Annotated in this window: 6 protein-coding genes; 3 read left to right on the top strand and 3 right to left on the bottom strand. The window is 48.1% G+C overall.

Annotation, left to right across the window (positions count from 1 at the left end; all coding sequences use genetic code 11):
- From AC3A8L_RS06950 to AC3A8L_RS06960, 3 genes are all read left to right on the top strand, one after another.
- On the top strand, positions 1–553 hold a 553-nt coding region (locus tag AC3A8L_RS06950), incomplete at its 5' end, for a tail fiber domain-containing protein (protein WP_487961510.1).
- Between the two features lie 137 nt (positions 554–690).
- A complete protein-coding gene (locus tag AC3A8L_RS06955; RefSeq protein WP_487961511.1) occupies positions 691–12999 on the top strand; it encodes a putative Ig domain-containing protein in 12309 nt (4102 codons plus the stop codon).
- A 554-nt stretch (positions 13000–13553) separates the two neighbouring features.
- Positions 13554–14486: a hypothetical protein gene (locus AC3A8L_RS06960; protein WP_487961512.1), complete on the top strand. Its 933-nt coding sequence runs from the start codon at positions 13554–13556 to the stop codon at positions 14484–14486.
- Between the two features lie 143 nt (positions 14487–14629).
- Here AC3A8L_RS06960 and AC3A8L_RS06965 read toward each other — a convergent pair whose 3' ends face one another.
- From AC3A8L_RS06965 to AC3A8L_RS06975, 3 genes are all read right to left on the bottom strand, one after another.
- On the bottom strand, positions 14630–15019 hold the full coding sequence (locus tag AC3A8L_RS06965) for a hypothetical protein (RefSeq protein ID WP_487961513.1): 390 nt from the start codon (positions 15017–15019) through the stop codon (positions 14630–14632).
- A gap of 472 nt (positions 15020–15491) precedes the next feature.
- A complete protein-coding gene (locus AC3A8L_RS06970; protein ID WP_487961514.1) occupies positions 15492–16745 on the bottom strand; it encodes a hypothetical protein in 1254 nt (417 codons plus the stop codon).
- 285 nt (positions 16746–17030) lie between these two features.
- The coding region (locus AC3A8L_RS06975; RefSeq protein ID WP_487961515.1) for a 3D domain-containing protein at positions 17031–17374 on the bottom strand (344 nt) is incomplete at its 5' end.

Consider the following 17374-nt stretch of genomic DNA (forward strand, 5'->3'; position numbering starts at 1 on the left):
TGCCGATACGCAGTTTTCATCATTAGCATTTTCGGTAGCCAGTACCGATAAATGGCAGCTGAGTGCCCGTGCCAATGTAGATGCCGGGGCGTCGGCCACCGTTGATCGTTTAGCTTTTTATAATGAAGCCTCAGAAGAGGTACTCACTATTCAGCAATCGGGTAGCTTGTATGTGGGCGATAGTGGCGGTGGTAATAACAATACAACCCATGCCATTGAGGTGTCCAACGGTGCACACTTAACGGCCGGTGGAGTGTGGACCAACGCATCCAGTCGTGCGCTAAAAAATAATATTGTTGACCTTGCCGGCAGTGCGGCACTAGCGGCCTTAACGGCTCTTAACCCGGTAACGTTCTCTTATAAGCGTGAGCCTTCGGAATCTTATGCCGGTTTTATTGCGGAAGATGTACCCGAATTAGTCGCCACCAATGATCGCCGTAGCTTGGCACCTATGGATGTGGTTGCTGTATTAACAAAAGTTGTGCAAGACCAGCAGGCGCTGATTGAAAGCCTGAATAGCCGTATTAGCCGGTTAGAGAAAGCAGACCACTAAATTAGATTTCACTATTAGTTTTTTTTGTATAGCGCTTATTCTCGAGCGCCATCAATACCTTTGTAATGAAAAACGTGGCCGATCTTTAGAGTGGGCTTATTTAGCCCCTTTGAGCCGTAAGCCTGAGGTTTGGGTTTGTGTCATTTTATTTTCTAAACTCGATGGAGCTAATGCAATCAATGCATGTCATCCGTAGTCAGTTTTTGCGTCCATTCATCCTTTTATTAGGTTTGGCTTTTAGTGTGTATTCACACGCAGCGCCGCCCACGTTTAGTTTGGCTTTTTCGCCGAGCACCATAGGGCCCGGCAGCATTTCGACGGTGACTTACACTATTAATAATTCGGCCGAAGCTGCCGGTGTTACTGGGCTATCGTTTACCAATACTTTACCGACAGGGGTCACCGTTGCTAACCCAAGTAGGGCTAGTACCAGCTGTATTGATGGTACTTTAACGGCTACGGCAGGTAGTGGTAATGTCACTATTAGCGGTTATCGCTTAAGCGCTGTTGCGTCTTGCACGGTAACGCTTGATGTCACGAGTAGTACGCCTGGTGCACATGTTAATACCACGGGTGCTTTAGCAACCAGTGCGGGTAGTGCAGGTACAGCGACCGCTAACCTTACGGTAGATGCGGGCCGGCCTGGATTTTTGATGGCATTTTCTCCTAGCTCTATTACCCCGGGTGCTGACAGCACTTTAACGTATACCTTTGACAATAGTTTGAATGGCTCTGGGGCTAATGTAATGGTGTTTAGCAATACGTTACCTACGGGTGTTGTGTTGTCTGATCAACCGTTGAGTACGACAACCTGTAATAGTAGCTCGACGCCAGTAATCACAGCTGTTGCACAGGCTAGTAGGATTGATTTTTCAAAAGGGAGCGTGACGGCGGGTGCTAGCTGTACGTTTAGCGTTAATGTTACAGCCGCGAATGCCGGTGAATATAGCAATGTGAGCGGTGCCCTTAGCCAAAATGGCTCAAACGCTAGCGGTGCGGCTAGTGCAACGCTTACGGTGGGGAATCCGTTTATTAGTGCGTACTTTCCAGCATCTGTTACGCCAGGGGCCAGTGCTACCTTAAGCTTTACTTTAAATAATACTGATAGAGACAACGCCGCTACGGGTATTACCTTTACGAATGATTTAAATTCGACCTTAAGTGGCCTAGCGGCAACTGTTTTACCGGCTAACGACTTTTGTGGTTCGGGTTCTACCTTAACGGGCAGTTCGACCATTACAGTAGCGGGTGCAAGTTTGGCGGCAGGGGCGAGCTGTAGTTTTGAGCTTACAGTACTTATACCAACCAATGCCGCGGCCAGCACTTATACAAATAATACGAGTACGCTTAACCTAACATTAGGTTCTGCCACGACTAAGCCTGCGTTTAGTCACTCTCTTGTTGTTAAAAAAAGCCCTGTGTTAACGATGGCTTTTATTGATGACCCAGCCAATTTAGGTGAAGACGTTACCCTACGTTTTACGGTGACTAATACCGATACAGCGAATGAGATGAGCGCTTTCACGTTCACTCAAGAAATTGATGCAGTCTATGCGGGTATCACTATTAATACGGTACCCAATGCGAATAGCTGTGGTACAGGCTCAACCTTTACCTCTGGTGTTGTTGATGAGGTACGTGTTTTTACAGTTGCAGGTGGCACGATAGTAGCGGGTGGTAATTGCACTTTTGATGTTGTTTTAACGCTTCCTGAGCTTGGCCCACCGGGTAGTTTTGTGTATACCACCAGTGCTCCCACAAGTGTTGTGAATGGTGAAGCATTAAGCAGTAACACAGCGAACGATACGTTAGTTATATTAGCGGCGGCACAATTAAGTATTGCGCTGGCAGATGAGGCTGCAGTGCCGGGCAGTATAGTGGCCGCGGAGCTAAGCCTTGAATACACCGAAAGTGCAGTGGCCGATATTAGCGGCCTAGGTTTTACAATAGATTTAGAGGCTGCGCTAACGGGTATGACGATGGCGACGGGTACCGCGAGCGATGTGTGCGGTGCAGGTTCGTCGATAAGTGGTACCTCTACAATTACTTTTACCGGTGGTTCATTGGCTGCGGGTGCAAAGTGTACTTTTAGCGTAACGTTACAAATACCCAGTGGCGCGACGCCGAGCACATACACGCTAATAAGCTCAGCGGTGACGGGCACAACTGCGGCGCAGGCTACTAATTCTGGTGCAGCTTCTGATACGCAAATCATTACAGGGCTTGCCGTATCCAAAATATTCTTAACCAGTACTGCATTAGCCGGTGATGCGATAACCGCGCGTTATACCATTACCAATGCGGCCACAGCATTGGCTGCAAGCGCCATGGAATTTACTGACAGGTTAAGCCAGGCGCTATCAACATTGGCGGCAACATCGCTTCCCGCACAGCCGTGCGGCGTAGGCTCTACCATTACAGGTACCACATCGCTGACGTTTAGTGGTGGCAGCCTTGCCCCGGGTGAACTGTGTACGTTTGATGTGCTTCTACTCATACCCGCTGGCGCTAGCGCAGGTGCTTACAATAGCCCAACTGAATCCATGAGCGCGACGGTAAACGGCAATAATACCGAAACGCCTAAAGCAGCGGCTATTTTGTATGTAGAGGCACTGGAGGCCGTGATCGCTTCTACAGCCTCCAACCCTACGCTAACCTCTCCGATTCCTGTCACTATTCATTTTGATCGTTCGGTTGTTAATTTTGCGGTGGAAGACCTTACGATTACGAATGGTAGTGCCAGTAACTTTAGCGGCTCTGGCCAAAGCTATAGTGCGGACATTACGCCGGACGCTACCGGTGATGTGGTTATTTCACTGCAAGCGAATGTGGTGGATGATGCTGTTAACAGTAGTGTTAAAAATACCGCAGAAAGCTTAACGATTGAATATGCCGCACCACCCGCTAACGTAGTGGTAACGGTGCCGGCCAGTGCTGTGAATACTGTGGGTTCAAGTTATACCATCTCTGGTTCACACGCTATTGATGTGAGCCGAGTGTATCTTTATGCCGACAGCGATAATGATGGCGTGGCGGATAATAATACCGTTTTAGCGAGTGCGACAGCGGCGGGTGGAACTTGGTCGATGACCGCGACTTTATCATTTCAAGTGGCCAATAATTTTGTTGTGGTGTGGGAGGATCGGCTCAATCGCGTTAACCGTGCGGTAAATGTACCCACCATTACCGAGGTTACGCCCAATTTTGACCCTGTCATTAGTGGTACGCCTTCGACCAGTATTGCAGAGGATGCCAGCTACAGCTTCACACCAACAATGACCGACGCCAACAGTAACGATACGCATACCTTTAGCATCACCAATAAACCCACCTGGGCTAGCTTTAGTGCGTCTACAGGTGCGCTAACGGGTACGCCGTTGAATGCCGATGTGGGTAGTCATTCCAATATAGTTATTACCGTGACCGATAGCTCTACGCTATCGGCGAGTTTAGCGGCGTTTGCTATTGCGGTGAGTAATACCAATGATGCACCTGTCATTAGTGGCACGCCTAGCGGCAGCGTAGCCGAAGATGCGGCATACAGTTTTACGCCGAGTGTGAATGATGTTGATGTGAGTGATACCGCTACATTTAGTATTGCGAATCAACCCAGTTGGGCCAACTTTAGTACCAGCACAGGGGTTTTAAGTGGTACCCCTACTAATGATGATATTGGCGTAACCAGTAGTATTGTGATTACTGTAACCGATGCTGCCAGTGCGGCCGATAGTTTGGTGGCTTTTAGCCTTACGGTGACAAATACCAATGACGCCCCGGTTATTAGCGGTACCCCCAGTACTACCGTGGCAGAGGATGCCGCTTACAGCTTTACCCCCGCTGTAGCGGATGTGGATGCCGGTGATACCGCCACATTTAGTATTGCTAACGCCCCTAGCTGGGCCAGCTTTAATACCAGTACGGGTGCGTTAACCGGTACCCCGGTGAATAGTGACGTGGGCGTGAGTAGTAATATTGTGATTACCGTGACTGATACCGCCAGCGCTAGCGATAGTTTAGCGGCCTTTAGTATTACGGTGAGCAATACCAACGACGCGCCAGCCATAAGTGGTGCGCCCGCGACAACGATTGCCGAAGACAGTGCATACAGCTTTACCCCTGTGGTGAATGATGACGATAGTGGTGATAGCACAACCTTCAGTATTGCCAATCAGCCTAGCTGGGCGAGCTTTAGTGCTAGTACGGGTGTGTTAAGTGGTACCCCCACCAACGACGACATTGGGGTAACCAGTAATATTGTAATTACCGTAACCGATAGTGCGAGTGCCGCAGATAGCTTGGCGGCCTTTAACCTGACCGTTAGCAATACCAATGATGCGCCGGTGATTAGCGGCAGCCCAAGTACCACCGTGGCCGAAGATGCTAGCTATAGTTTTACGCCGAGTGTGAGCGATGTTGATGCGAGCGATACCGCCACTTTTAGTATTGCGAACCCACCCAGTTGGGCCAATTTTAGCACCACCACAGGGGCTTTAACCGGTACCCCGACTAACAGCGATGTTGGCTCCACGACAGGCATTGTTATTACTGTGACTGATACAGCCAGCGCTAGCGATAGCTTGGCGGCGTTTAGTTTAACCGTGACTAATACCAACGATGTGGTAGTGATTAGCGGCACGCCGAGTACCAGTGTTAATGAAGATGCTGCTTATAGCTTTACGCCAACGGTCGCAGATGATGATGTTGGCGATACCGCCACATTTAGTATTAGTAATGCACCGAGTTGGGCTAGTTTTAATACGGCAACAGGGGCTTTAACCGGTACGCCAACCAATAGTGATGTGGGTGTGAGCAGTAATATTGTGATTAGTGCCACCGACAGTGCAACGGCAGTGGCTAGCTTAGCGGCGTTTAGTATCACGGTGAATAATACCAATGATGCCCCGACAATTAGCGGCACACCTAATACCGCTGCGCCAGAGGATGCGCTTTATAGCTTTACACCTAGCAGCAATGATGTGGATAGCGGTGATACCCGCGCGTTTAGTATTACTAATCAACCGAGTTGGGCCAGCTTTAGTACCAGCACGGGTGTATTAACGGGCACGCCGACCAATGCCGATATTGGCTTAACCAGCAATATTGTGATTACCGTAACTGATGCTGCCAGTGCTACGGCGAGCTTAGCGGCATTTACGATTACCGTGAGTAATACTAACGATGCGCCGGTAATCAGCGGCAGCCCCAGTACGACTGTGGCACAGGACGCCAGCTATAGTTTTACGCCGACGGTGAGCGATGATGATAGTGGCGATACTGCAACCTTTAGCATTACCAATGGACCCAGCTGGGCCAGTTTTAATAGCAGTACCGGCGCCTTAACCGGCACGCCAAGCAATAGCGATGTTGGCCTAAGCAGTAATATTGTGATTACCGTGGTTGATGGTGCGAGTGCGGCCGATAGCTTGGCTGCCTTTACTATTACCGTGACCAATATTAACGATGCCCCTGTGATGAGTGGTACACCGAGTACTACCGTGGCAGAAGATGCCGCGTATAGTTTTACGCCCACCGTGAATGACATCGATGCGGGTGATACGGCCACCTTTAGTATTACTAATCGGCCTACTTGGGCCAGCTTTAGTGCTAGCACGGGTGTGTTAAGTGGTACGCCAACGAATGATGATATTGGCGTAACCAGTAATATTGTAATTACCGTGACCGATAGCGCCAGTGCCACTGATAGCTTAGCGGCCTTTAACCTGACAGTGAGCAATACCAACGATGCCCCGGTGATTACAGGCACACCGAGTACGGCTGTAGCAGAAGATACCAGCTACAGCTTTACCCCTGCGGTGACTGATGATGATGCGGGTGATGCGGCAAACTTTAGTATTGTGAATAGCCCTGCGTGGGCCAGCTTTAATTCGGCAACAGGGGCTTTAACCGGCACGCCCACCAATGATGATATCGGCGTAACCAGTAATATTGTGATTACCGTAACCGATAGTGCTAGTGCTACCGCCAGCCTAGCGGCGTTTAGTATTACGGTGAGTAATGTGAATGACGCGCCGACTATTACGGGTACACCGGCAGCGACGATAGATGAAGATAGCCTTTACAGTTTCACCCCTACCGCGAACGATGTGGATACTGGTGATTCTCTCACGTTCAGTATTACCAATGCCCCGACTTGGGCCAGCTTTAATGCCAGTACGGGCGCGCTGACCGGCACGCCGACGAATAGTGATGTGGGGACTACGAGCGCCATTGAAATCACGGTAACCGATAGTGCCAGTGCAACGGCCAGCCTGGCTACGTTTAGCCTTACTGTTAGTAATACTAATGATGCTCCAGTGATTAGTGGTATGCCGAGCAATAGCGTGGCAGAAGATTCCACTTATGGCTTTACCCCTACCGCAAGCGATGTGGATGCTGGCGATACCTTGAGCTTTAGTATTAGTAATGCACCCAGCTGGACCAGTTTTGATGCCAGTACTGGCGCTTTAACCGGTACGCCCACCAACGATAATATTGGGCTGACAAGCAATATCGTGATTACCGTAACCGATAGCGCGAGTGCTACTGCCAGTTTGGCGGCGTTTAGTATTTCTGTGGGTAATACGAACGATGCGCCCACGATTAGCGGTACACCGGCAACAGTGGTAGATGAAGATGTGAGTTATAGCTTTACGCCAGAGGTGGCCGATGTTGATAGTGGCGATACGCTGAGCTTTAGCATTGTGAATGCTCCCGCTTGGGGTAGCTTCAATACTGCTACAGGTGCATTGACCGGCACGCCCACCAATAGCGATGTAGGTTCGCACGCGAATATCGTTATTAGTGCAACCGATAGCGGCGGCGCCACGGCAAGCTTAGCGGCCTTTACTATTACGGTCAGCAATATTAACGATGCTCCCGAAATTAGCGGTACCCCAAGCACTATGGCGCCAGAGGATGCTAGCTATAGTTTTACACCGGTTGTTATTGATGTTGATGCTGGCGATACGCAAACATTTGCGATTTCAAGCCCGCCGAGCTGGGCCACTTTTAATGCAGCAACAGGTGCCCTAACAGGCACGCCGAGCAATAATGATTTAGGGCAGAGCAGTGGTGTTGTCATCACCGTGAGTGATGCGGCAGGTGCCAGCGCAAGTTTACCGGCCTTTAATATAGTGGTGAGTAATACCAATGACGCCTTAGTGATTAGCGGCACACCGGATACGACCGTACCCGAAGATACTGCTTATAGCTTTACGCCCGAGGTCAGCGATGACGATGTCGGCGATACCGTCGTTTTTAGTATTCAAAATATGCCTGATTGGGCCGCCTTTGATACCGCAACAGGGGCGCTGACTGGTACGCCCGATAATAGCCATGTTGGCGTGTGGCCTGATTTTATTTGGATTAGTGCAACCGATGGGGGTGGCGCTACCTCAAATTTGGCGCCCTTTACCTTAACAGTGACTAATACCAATGATGCCCCGGTTATTAGCGGAACCCCTGCCTCTGCAGTAGCAGAAGACGCGAGTTACAGCTTTACGCCCGAGGTGAGCGATGACGATGCCGGTGATACTCAAACCTTTACCATCACAAACCCACCCAGTTGGGCCAGTTTTGATGCGGCAACGGGTGCTTTAACCGGCACGCCAACCAATGCCGATATCGGCCTGACGAGTGATATTGTGATTACCGTAAGCGATACCGCAGAAGTCACCGATAGCTTGCCAGCCTTTAGTGTTCTGGTAACCAATACCAACGATGCATTGATGATTAGCGGTGCGCCGAGTGCAACGGCTAATGAAGATGCGCTGTATACCTTTGTGCCAACAATCAGTGATGACGATGTAGGCGATAGTGCTGTATTCAGTGTGACTAACCTACCAATCTGGGCCAGTTTTGACCCTGCAACTGGGGCCCTAATGGGTACCCCCAGCAACAGTGATGTGGGTGCGAGTGAGGCGTTAATTGTTATTAGCGCCATGGACAGCGGCGGCGCGATATCGAGTTTGGCGCCTTTCACCCTCACGGTGAACAATACCAATGATGCTCCGACGATTAGCGGCACGCCAACCACAGCTGTCGATGAAGATGCGAGCTACAGTTTTACACCGGTGGTTGCTGATGAGGATGTGGGTGATACCCATACCTTTAGTGTTGAGAATAAACCGAGCTGGGCCACCTTTGATGCGTTAACGGGTAGCTTAATGGGCACGCCAGCTAACGACGATGTAGGGCAGGCGAGCGGTATAGTCATTACGGTTACCGATGAGGCAGGGGCGAGTGCAAGCTTGCTGGCCTTTAATATTGTGGTGATTAATACCAATGATGTTCCAATCATTAGCGGTGCGCCAGATACGACCATACTCGAAGACATTTTATATAGCTTTACCCCCGAAATGAGTGATGTTGACGTGGGCGATACGGTTGTTTTTAGTGTTCGAAATGCCCCTGGTTGGGCCACTTTTGATACAACAACCGGTACGCTTTCAGGTACGCCGAGTAATAGTGATGTTGGATTATGGCGTGGTGCTATTTTCATTTTTGCAACAGATAGTAGCGGTGCAGTCTCACGCTTACCGCGCTTTACCTTTACGGTCATTAATGTAAACGATGCACCGCTCATTTCTGGTACTCCAGCGACAGAGGTAGCAGAAGACGCCAATTACAGTTTTGCTTCAGTATTTAGTGATGTTGATGAGGGTGATACCCTAATCTTTACCATTGAGAACAAGCCCAGCTGGGCAAGCTTTGACACAACGTCTGGTGTGTTAACCGGTACCCCCACGAATAATGATGTTGGGACTAGCGCCAATATTGTGATTACAGTTGCCGACAGTGAAAATGCCACGGCGAGCTTGGCACCTTTTAATATTGTGGTGAACAATACCAATGATGCTCCTGTAATTAGTGGCACACCGAGTACCACCATTGCCGAGGATGCCCCTTATAGCTTCGCCCCCGATGCTTCGGATGTTGATGCAAATGATGTGTTAACACTTAGCATTAGCAATAAGCCGGCTTGGGTGAGCTTTGATGCGGCAACAGGGGCTTTAACGGGTACGCCGGATAATAGCCATGTGGGCGTAACGAGCGATATCGTGCTGAGCGTTACCGATCTTGCCGGCGCCGTGAGTAGCCTCGCAGCCTTTAGTTTAGCCGTGACCAATACCAATGACGCCCCAGAAATTAGCGGCACACCACAGGCCCTAGTTGCAGAAGATTCCCTCTATAGCTTTACGCCATCTGTTAATGAGGTGGACCAAGGCGATACCACCACGTTTAGTGTTGATAACAAACCCCTTTGGGCCACGTTTGATTTAGCAACAGGCACCTTAACGGGCACGCCAAGTAATGCTGATGTGGGTGCTTTTAATAATATTGTGATATCGGTGAGTGATACGGCAGGAGCAACTGCCAGCTTGCCGGCGTTTAATATTACGGTGCAAAACACCAACGATGCTCCAGCGATTAGTGGTATTCCAAGTATCAGTATTGATGAGGATGCACTGTATAGCTTTACGCCCACGGTGACCGATGACGATGCTGGTGATGCGTTGACTTTTGCTGTTATTAACCTTCCTGTATGGGCTAGTTTTGACGTGGCCACGGGTACTTTAATGGGCACGCCTAGCAACGGCGATGTAGGGGTGTATGCGGATATCGTCGTGAGTGTAAATGACGGAGCGGATGGTACTAGTAGCCTCGCGGCCTTTAACCTTACCGTCAATAATATTAACGATGCGCCCGAAATTACGGGCAGCCCAAATACCACCGTCATCGAAGATGAGCCATATAGTTTTACCCCTGCTGTGAATGATGTTGACCGCGATGATAGTCATACTTTTAGTATTACTAATGCTCCAGCATGGGCCTCTTTTAATACCGCTACTGGCGCTTTAACGGGTACGCCAGGGTCTGATGATGTTGCCGTGCATGGCGGTATTGTTATTACAGTTGTTGATAGTGCCAATGCTGAGGCCAGCTTAGCGGTCTTTAGTATTAGCGTGACGAATGTGAATGATGCGCCAGTGATTAGTGGTACTCCCAATGCAACGGCAGCTGAAGATGCGCTTTACCGCTTTACCCCCACGGTTGTAGACCCTGATGCGAGTGATATTAAAGTTTTCACCATCACTAATTTGCCAGAATGGCTAACCTTTAATCCCTCTAATGGCGGCCTAACGGGTACGCCCGATAACACCCATATTGGGATTTATAGCGATATTGTTATTAGTGTGGCCGATAGTGCCGACGCCACAGATAGCTTACCGGCTTTTAGTATTACCGTGGTCAATGCGAATGATGCGCCAGTGGCAGTGGATGATCAGTTTGTCTTAAGCTTCAATAGTGAAGGTTACTTACTGGATGTTTTACAAAATGATACCGATGAAGACGGGGACGCATTAACCATTTTATCGGTGAGCAGTGTTTTGGAGGGGCTGACTATTGAGGAGGGGCAGTTGCGTTTTATACCGGCCTTTGAGCTTGATAGTGCAGAGTTTGAATACCTCGTGAGCGACGGTAATGGTGGCCAAGATACTGCCATTGTTACTCTAACAATTAATGCCGATAGTACCGCAGCAGCGGGGCCTCAAATCACGGTGCCGCCTGATGTTGAAGTTAATGCCACCGGCTTATTTACGCGGGTAGATCTGGGGGTGGCAACAGCAAAAGATGCCAGCGGTAATACATTGCCTGTAACCCTGTTAAATGGCAATAAACAGTTTGCTGCCGGAATCCACAAGGCTTACTGGCAGGCGACGGATGCCGCCGGAAATAGCACTGTGCGTGAACAAGAGGTGCGCGTTAACCCCTTGGTTTCGTTGGCCAAAGGGCAGCAAGTCATCGAGGGCAGCAGTGTACGCATTGGCATAATACTGAGTGGTAAACCGCCAGAGTACCCCGTGGTTGTGCCTTATAGCGTGAGTGGTACAGCTGATGAGGGTGATCATAGTTTGATGAATGGAGAGGTGAGCTTAACCTCCCTTCAAGGTGAAATTTTGCTGGATGTATTCGCCGACGGTGTGTTTGAAGAAAGCGAAACGATTGTTGTGACTTTAACCGGCGAAACACTGAATGCTGGTAGCCAAAACACACACACCATCGCGATTGTTGAAGGCAACCTTGCACCGCAAGTTAGCTTGCTGGCCACCCAAGAGGAGGAGCCCCGTTTATTGATGGACGCTGCGGGCAATACGATTGTGATTAGCGCCACGGTAGTCGATGCCAACCCCGCTGATGGACACACTTTTGTTTGGCAGTTTATCGAGGGGGTCGAAGATTTAGATGCTACCGATAACACCTTTAGTATTAACCCTGCAGATTTAATCCCAGGTCAGTACAGCGTCACTGTTACTGTGAGTGATGATGGCTTGCCGAGTAAGAGTGTCGAAAATACGGTGTATTTTGAAATTATTGACGAGCTGCCCGTACTGACCAGTGATGACAGCGACGGTGATTTAATACCGGATAACCTAGAGGGGTTAGGTGATGATGATGGCGATGGCATTGCGAACTATTTAGATGATAGTGATGCTGCTGTTAATGTGCTACCTAGTAAGGTGAGCGAGCAAAACAAATACTTAATGGAGGGGCCTGCCGGTGCGCATTTACGTAAAGGGAGCTTTGCCGCAGGCAATGAGCAGGGTGGTGGTGTATTAAGCGAGTTAGACGTAGACCTTCAATTAGTGCCCGATTCCGAAGCCCAAAGTGTGGGCGTTATTTTTGATTTTGTGATGTACGGCTTACCAGCGGTAGGGGCAAGCTACAGTATTGTGTTGCCACAACAAGAGGCCATTCCTTTTGAGGCGCTGTATCGCAAATATGTTAATGGAACGTGGGTTGATTTTGTTGTTAACGAGCGCAACGGACTTTACTCAGCAGCCGGTGAAGCCGGCTACTGCCCTCCACCAGAAAGTGATAGCTGGCAGGCCGGTTTAACAGAAGGGGATTGGTGTGTGCAGTTGTCCATTGAGGATGGTGGCCCTAACGATGACGACGGATTGGCAAATGGCACTATTGTGGACCCCGGCGGCATAGCGGTGGCACTCAGTAATAACAGCTTCCCCGTGGTGGTTAACGATAGTGGGGTTACCTTTGCGGGGGCTGCGCTTACGGTAAATATACTGGGTAACGATACCGATGCTGATGAAGATACGTTAGTTATATCCAGTGCAACAGCGAACATTGGCGCTAGTACAATCGGCGAAAATGGCGAGCTTACCTATACACCGCCCGAAAACTTTATTGGCACAGACGAAATCATATACAGCATCACCGACGGCAATGGAGGTACCGCCTCGGGTACCTTAACCGTAGAGGTTGTGCAGCAAGCCGCCGCCGTTGCACCAACCACTCCAGTGAATGCGCGGGTAAGGGGTGGCGCGATGAATGGCTTAACGCTTTTGATGTTTTATTTGATGTACTGTGGCGTTTTAGGTTGTTACTTCATGAAGAAGCGACTTCATAAGAAGGGCGCTGCTTAGGGGCGTGCATTAAATAAGGGGCGAGGAATTAATACATTATCCACTAATGCTCGCTCTTTACTTCCTCATCTTTGTTACTCAAGGTGTTACATGCCCCGGTAGCTGCTCCTCGACATTATGCTCCTAGATATAGTGCTCCTGGGTAATAGCTCATGCATTACCCTAAAACGTACATCCCTATACGGATGCAATGTCCAATAAGGGGCTTCCTTGCCCCGATACGTTACCCTGCTGACCTATTTCCCTAAATCCCGGTATGCGCCCCTTTAAATGCCTCTATGAGGAGCAGAATCCTGCGCCTAATTGGACAGTCTATTCTTGCCTCGCCCTAATGTGTTTAATAAAAGCCGCTATTTCTTCAGCCCCAGCAAATAGAAAAACCGTGTGGCTAAGTGTGTTAATGTGCGCGAAAATAGTGTGTATGAATTGAAAGTAATACTTTAAGGATTTTTTGTGAAAATAACCATCAAGCTCCTGTGCAGCATTTGCTCGCCACTGCTTATTGTCGCCTGTCCTTCGATGGTTGAATATTTATTCAACGGATAAGAAAAAACATGTCCTCTATAGACCCTGTAGTTACCTTAATTGTTGATGAGTGTGTTTCCGGCTCCCAACTTGCGCGCTTTAAAGCTTATGCCGAAGAACAGGGCATTTCTTATCATAAAGCGCTTAATGTATCTGCTCAGTACTCTGGTATGCCGGATGCTCAGATTATTCACCACTTACTTAATCAACATACAATATTACTGACCAATGATCGGCCTTTTCATAACAAGGTACTGAGTAAGGATCTGAAGTCCTATTTTGCGGATGATCAGCACGTGACACATAAAGCTTTGCCTGGCATAAAAGTTAAGCCTGATGCCCCTCTGACAAAAAAGACGAAAGAAATAAAATCGAATTATCATCAGGTTAGCCCTTCAATTAGGTTCGCGTTGCTTCCATCGTCCAGTAAAGACTTAAAGCGCTTGTCTAAAAAGTGCCGGCGAATTCGCAATCATTTTGATGGGCTCGACAACCTAGAGCTTATAGCGGTAACTGTTTCGTTGCGGGCGTTTAACGGTGCGCAGCTAATAGGGGTAAAAATCCGTGTTTCATCGTCTGTTGGTATAGCGGCTTTGGATGCGAGTGAAAGTTATGTGTTGGAAGCTAGCGAGCAAGAGCAGGCGGGTTTAATCGCTTTAAACTACAGCCTTATCACCGTTATATTGTTGATGCTGAGCAGTGTCAAAACGGTCATATTTTTTGACACTGACTCTATTACACTGCCGGATGTTAGCGATGAAAATGAAGTCTCGAATAATGATTGCTTGGGTTTATTTTCTCAGCTTTCAGGTGCATTTAAACAGCTTGAATTCACGCCTACACATAAAGGGCCGTATATCGAAAGATTACGCTTAAGACTTTTTGATTTAATGGCCAGTGATAGCAATGAGATAAAGCCTGGGAATATTGCAGATATTATAAAAGCTGTCTGTAAAAAGTAATAACCGTATTCGGCTGCTTCTGTAGTTGTTCTGACGTAATTCTAATGCGAGGATTAATATTAATGGGGTGCCGATAGGTGCCTAAAATTAGGTGTCTGAAATTTGTTGTATTTTATCCATAGATCCGAACACCTTTTAAATGACTACTGAAGAGTTTTAGTAAAGCGAGCTGTGATTCGCTTAAGTGTGCTTTCCTTTAACGTTAGCGGCGGCACAATATTTTGTAGGACGGCAGCATCACATTGCCGAATAATGCCATCCAGCATACCTTCGGCATAGGTCTCACCCAGTAGCTGCACCACTCTACCGGAATCCATCTCTTGAATTTCGGCACCTAAGCTTTCTAGTAAGGCATGGTCTGCCCAGTCTGCGCCTGCTTCGCTGATATTCACTGTGCACACAAGTAAGGCGAATGCTGTGTCATCGTCATAACCTTCGTATTCTTCAAAGAATACTTCAGCGTTTTGGGGGTCTTTTGCCAAAACAAACCAGTCTTCGTGGTGGTCTTCAGTGGTAACCCAGTAAAGGTTCATAGTGTCTCACTAGCGTTGGAATGGGGGTGTTGTTTATGGGTGCCTTCAGTATAGAACCTTCTGATGAAAACGGCTTTCTGTTATCGGAAAGTTGACCAAGGTTGTGCGCTGTTACAATACGGAAAGCTTTGCAAAAGAGTCGCGAAAGCATTCGTGTTGAGTTTTTTGGCTTCGAACGTAAACGTTGATAGATTGGGTTGTGGAGGGTAGACTTTTGTTAACGCAAAAATCTAAGTCTTATTCATTCACTCCACAGCTTTTTTCGGCAGCAATATCAAAGTCACCCCTGAGTATTTCATCCTGGCTGCCCGATAATTTTTAAAATAAAAAAGCAGCTGAGGCGGTTAAGCCTTAGCTGCTTTTGGGTATAGAACTAAAAATATCAATTATAAAAGAATCAGACTAATAGCCAGAGCGGCTTGAAACGAATGCCGGCCTCAGCTGTTGCTGCTTGAATTTCAGACTATAATATTTAAGGTAAATCTAAAGTAATGTTGCCTTCAATTGTTTGATCTTGATTTTCGCTATTTACCAAGTCCATATCAAAATAAGCCTCAAATGACCCGTCACTACCTGCTTCTGTGACCGTCAAATCTCCGTCATCTTCTTCAATGCCAGAGAAGCTCGATAACGGGTCCCAGTTTAAGCTAAACGAATTAGCTGCGTATAGCGGTAAAAAACTATTGAACCCGAAGCTGTCAACGCCAAAATTTTCACCTTCAAAGTTGAATTCCATTGTGTAGGCATCCTCTGCAATGGTTCCATAAAGCTCGATAGTGGAAAACTCAATGATGTTTGAATAAGCGTCGCTGGCGAAAAGTGAGCGGTATAGATCTACGCAGGTTTCATTGTCACTATAGTTTTCGGAAGGAAAGGTTGTTGAGAATGTTAGATTTGCATAATTGTTTATGCCCTCTTCTAAATAACGATAAGATCGCGCTGAGATAATGGTGTCGGCACAGTAATACTCAACCCAAAAATTGTTGCCCTCTTGGTAGCGCTTTTGTGTCACTTCGTTAAGCAAGCACTGTTCAGGTATTATTGGTGGAAAATTTACCGTGTCAAGTAAGGATTCTCCTGAGTTTTCTCCGCAGTAGCCCCATGAGTGATCACCTTCGTCGTTTATCTTTGTATATCCTGTTCCCATTAGGGATTGGTGTCTTTCCCACGTTTCGCCTTCAAGCTCTACATCGTCAGTAAAATAAATTGTGTAATGCCAACTAGCCGAATCCCCAAAACCAGTATCATCAAAGGTGATAACTTCGGGGCCTTTATATCTAAAGGCACTGCCAGCGATTTGATTTCTTCTATTTGGGTTCAGGTCCGCAATAGATACGCCGCCGAATCGTCTATCGTCACCTAATAGCTGACCGTCAGCTAAGCTAAGGGTTAGGGTGATACTGACTACACCGTCCTCTTCGACCTGAGGCGCGGTAAAAAGTATTGTAGGTGAGTTTTGGCCGGTAAAGGAGAGCGAAAGTCCTTTATGGGTGACCCTCCAATCGTACTGAATAGATAGGTTGGCGGGGTTTTCGACCGGCACTGTGACTGTGACGACCTCACCTTCGTCATATTGACGAGCCGCTGATATCTGACCGACGGCAAGTTCTTGGAAGCCTGAGGTCGCTGAGTCGGCACTCTTAGAGTCTCCTGAGCTACCACAGCCAGAAACTGTTACCAAACTAGCCACTAAACTATACAATAGCGTTTTTTTTAACGTCCTCATTATTCCAACCTCTGTCGTCCAAAAAATTGCGGCATTATACGGACGATTGTGATTGGTGAAAAGAGAGGACCTTGTCCAACGTGAAATGATACCTAAGAGTTGTCAGTGATACGCGTATGGAGACTCTTAACGTTAAACTTTACCTTCTCCGAATCTTGTGTCTGTTTTTTCTGCATAACGTGCGTCCTGCACTTGAAAACTCCGGAACAAAACACACAGATTGTTAATGTCTGAATGCACTATGGTAGTTGTGAACTTTCACGGGCCAGTGAAAGTTGATACAGGCTATTGTAACTCCACGCCCTTTTTAGGCAACAAAACCCAAGTGACCCCAGAAGATTTCATTTTACCTGCCATGTCGGCGGCATAATCACCGTTCCCCCAAAATACATCACCGCGCAGCGGGCCTTTGATGGCGCTGCCTGTGTCTTGGGTGATAAGAAGCTGATTTAGCGTGTGCTCGTTGCTAGGGTGTTCGGCACTAACGTACAGTGGTAAGCCGTAATGCCAAAAGGCGGGGTCGACGGCGATGGAGTGTTGGGCGGTGAGTGGCACGCCGTGGGCGCCAACAGGGCCTGTCGTATTGAGTGGCCTAAAAAAGATATAGGATTTATTGAGGTTCATACCCT

It is taken from the genome of Marinagarivorans sp. (assembly GCF_982758155.1).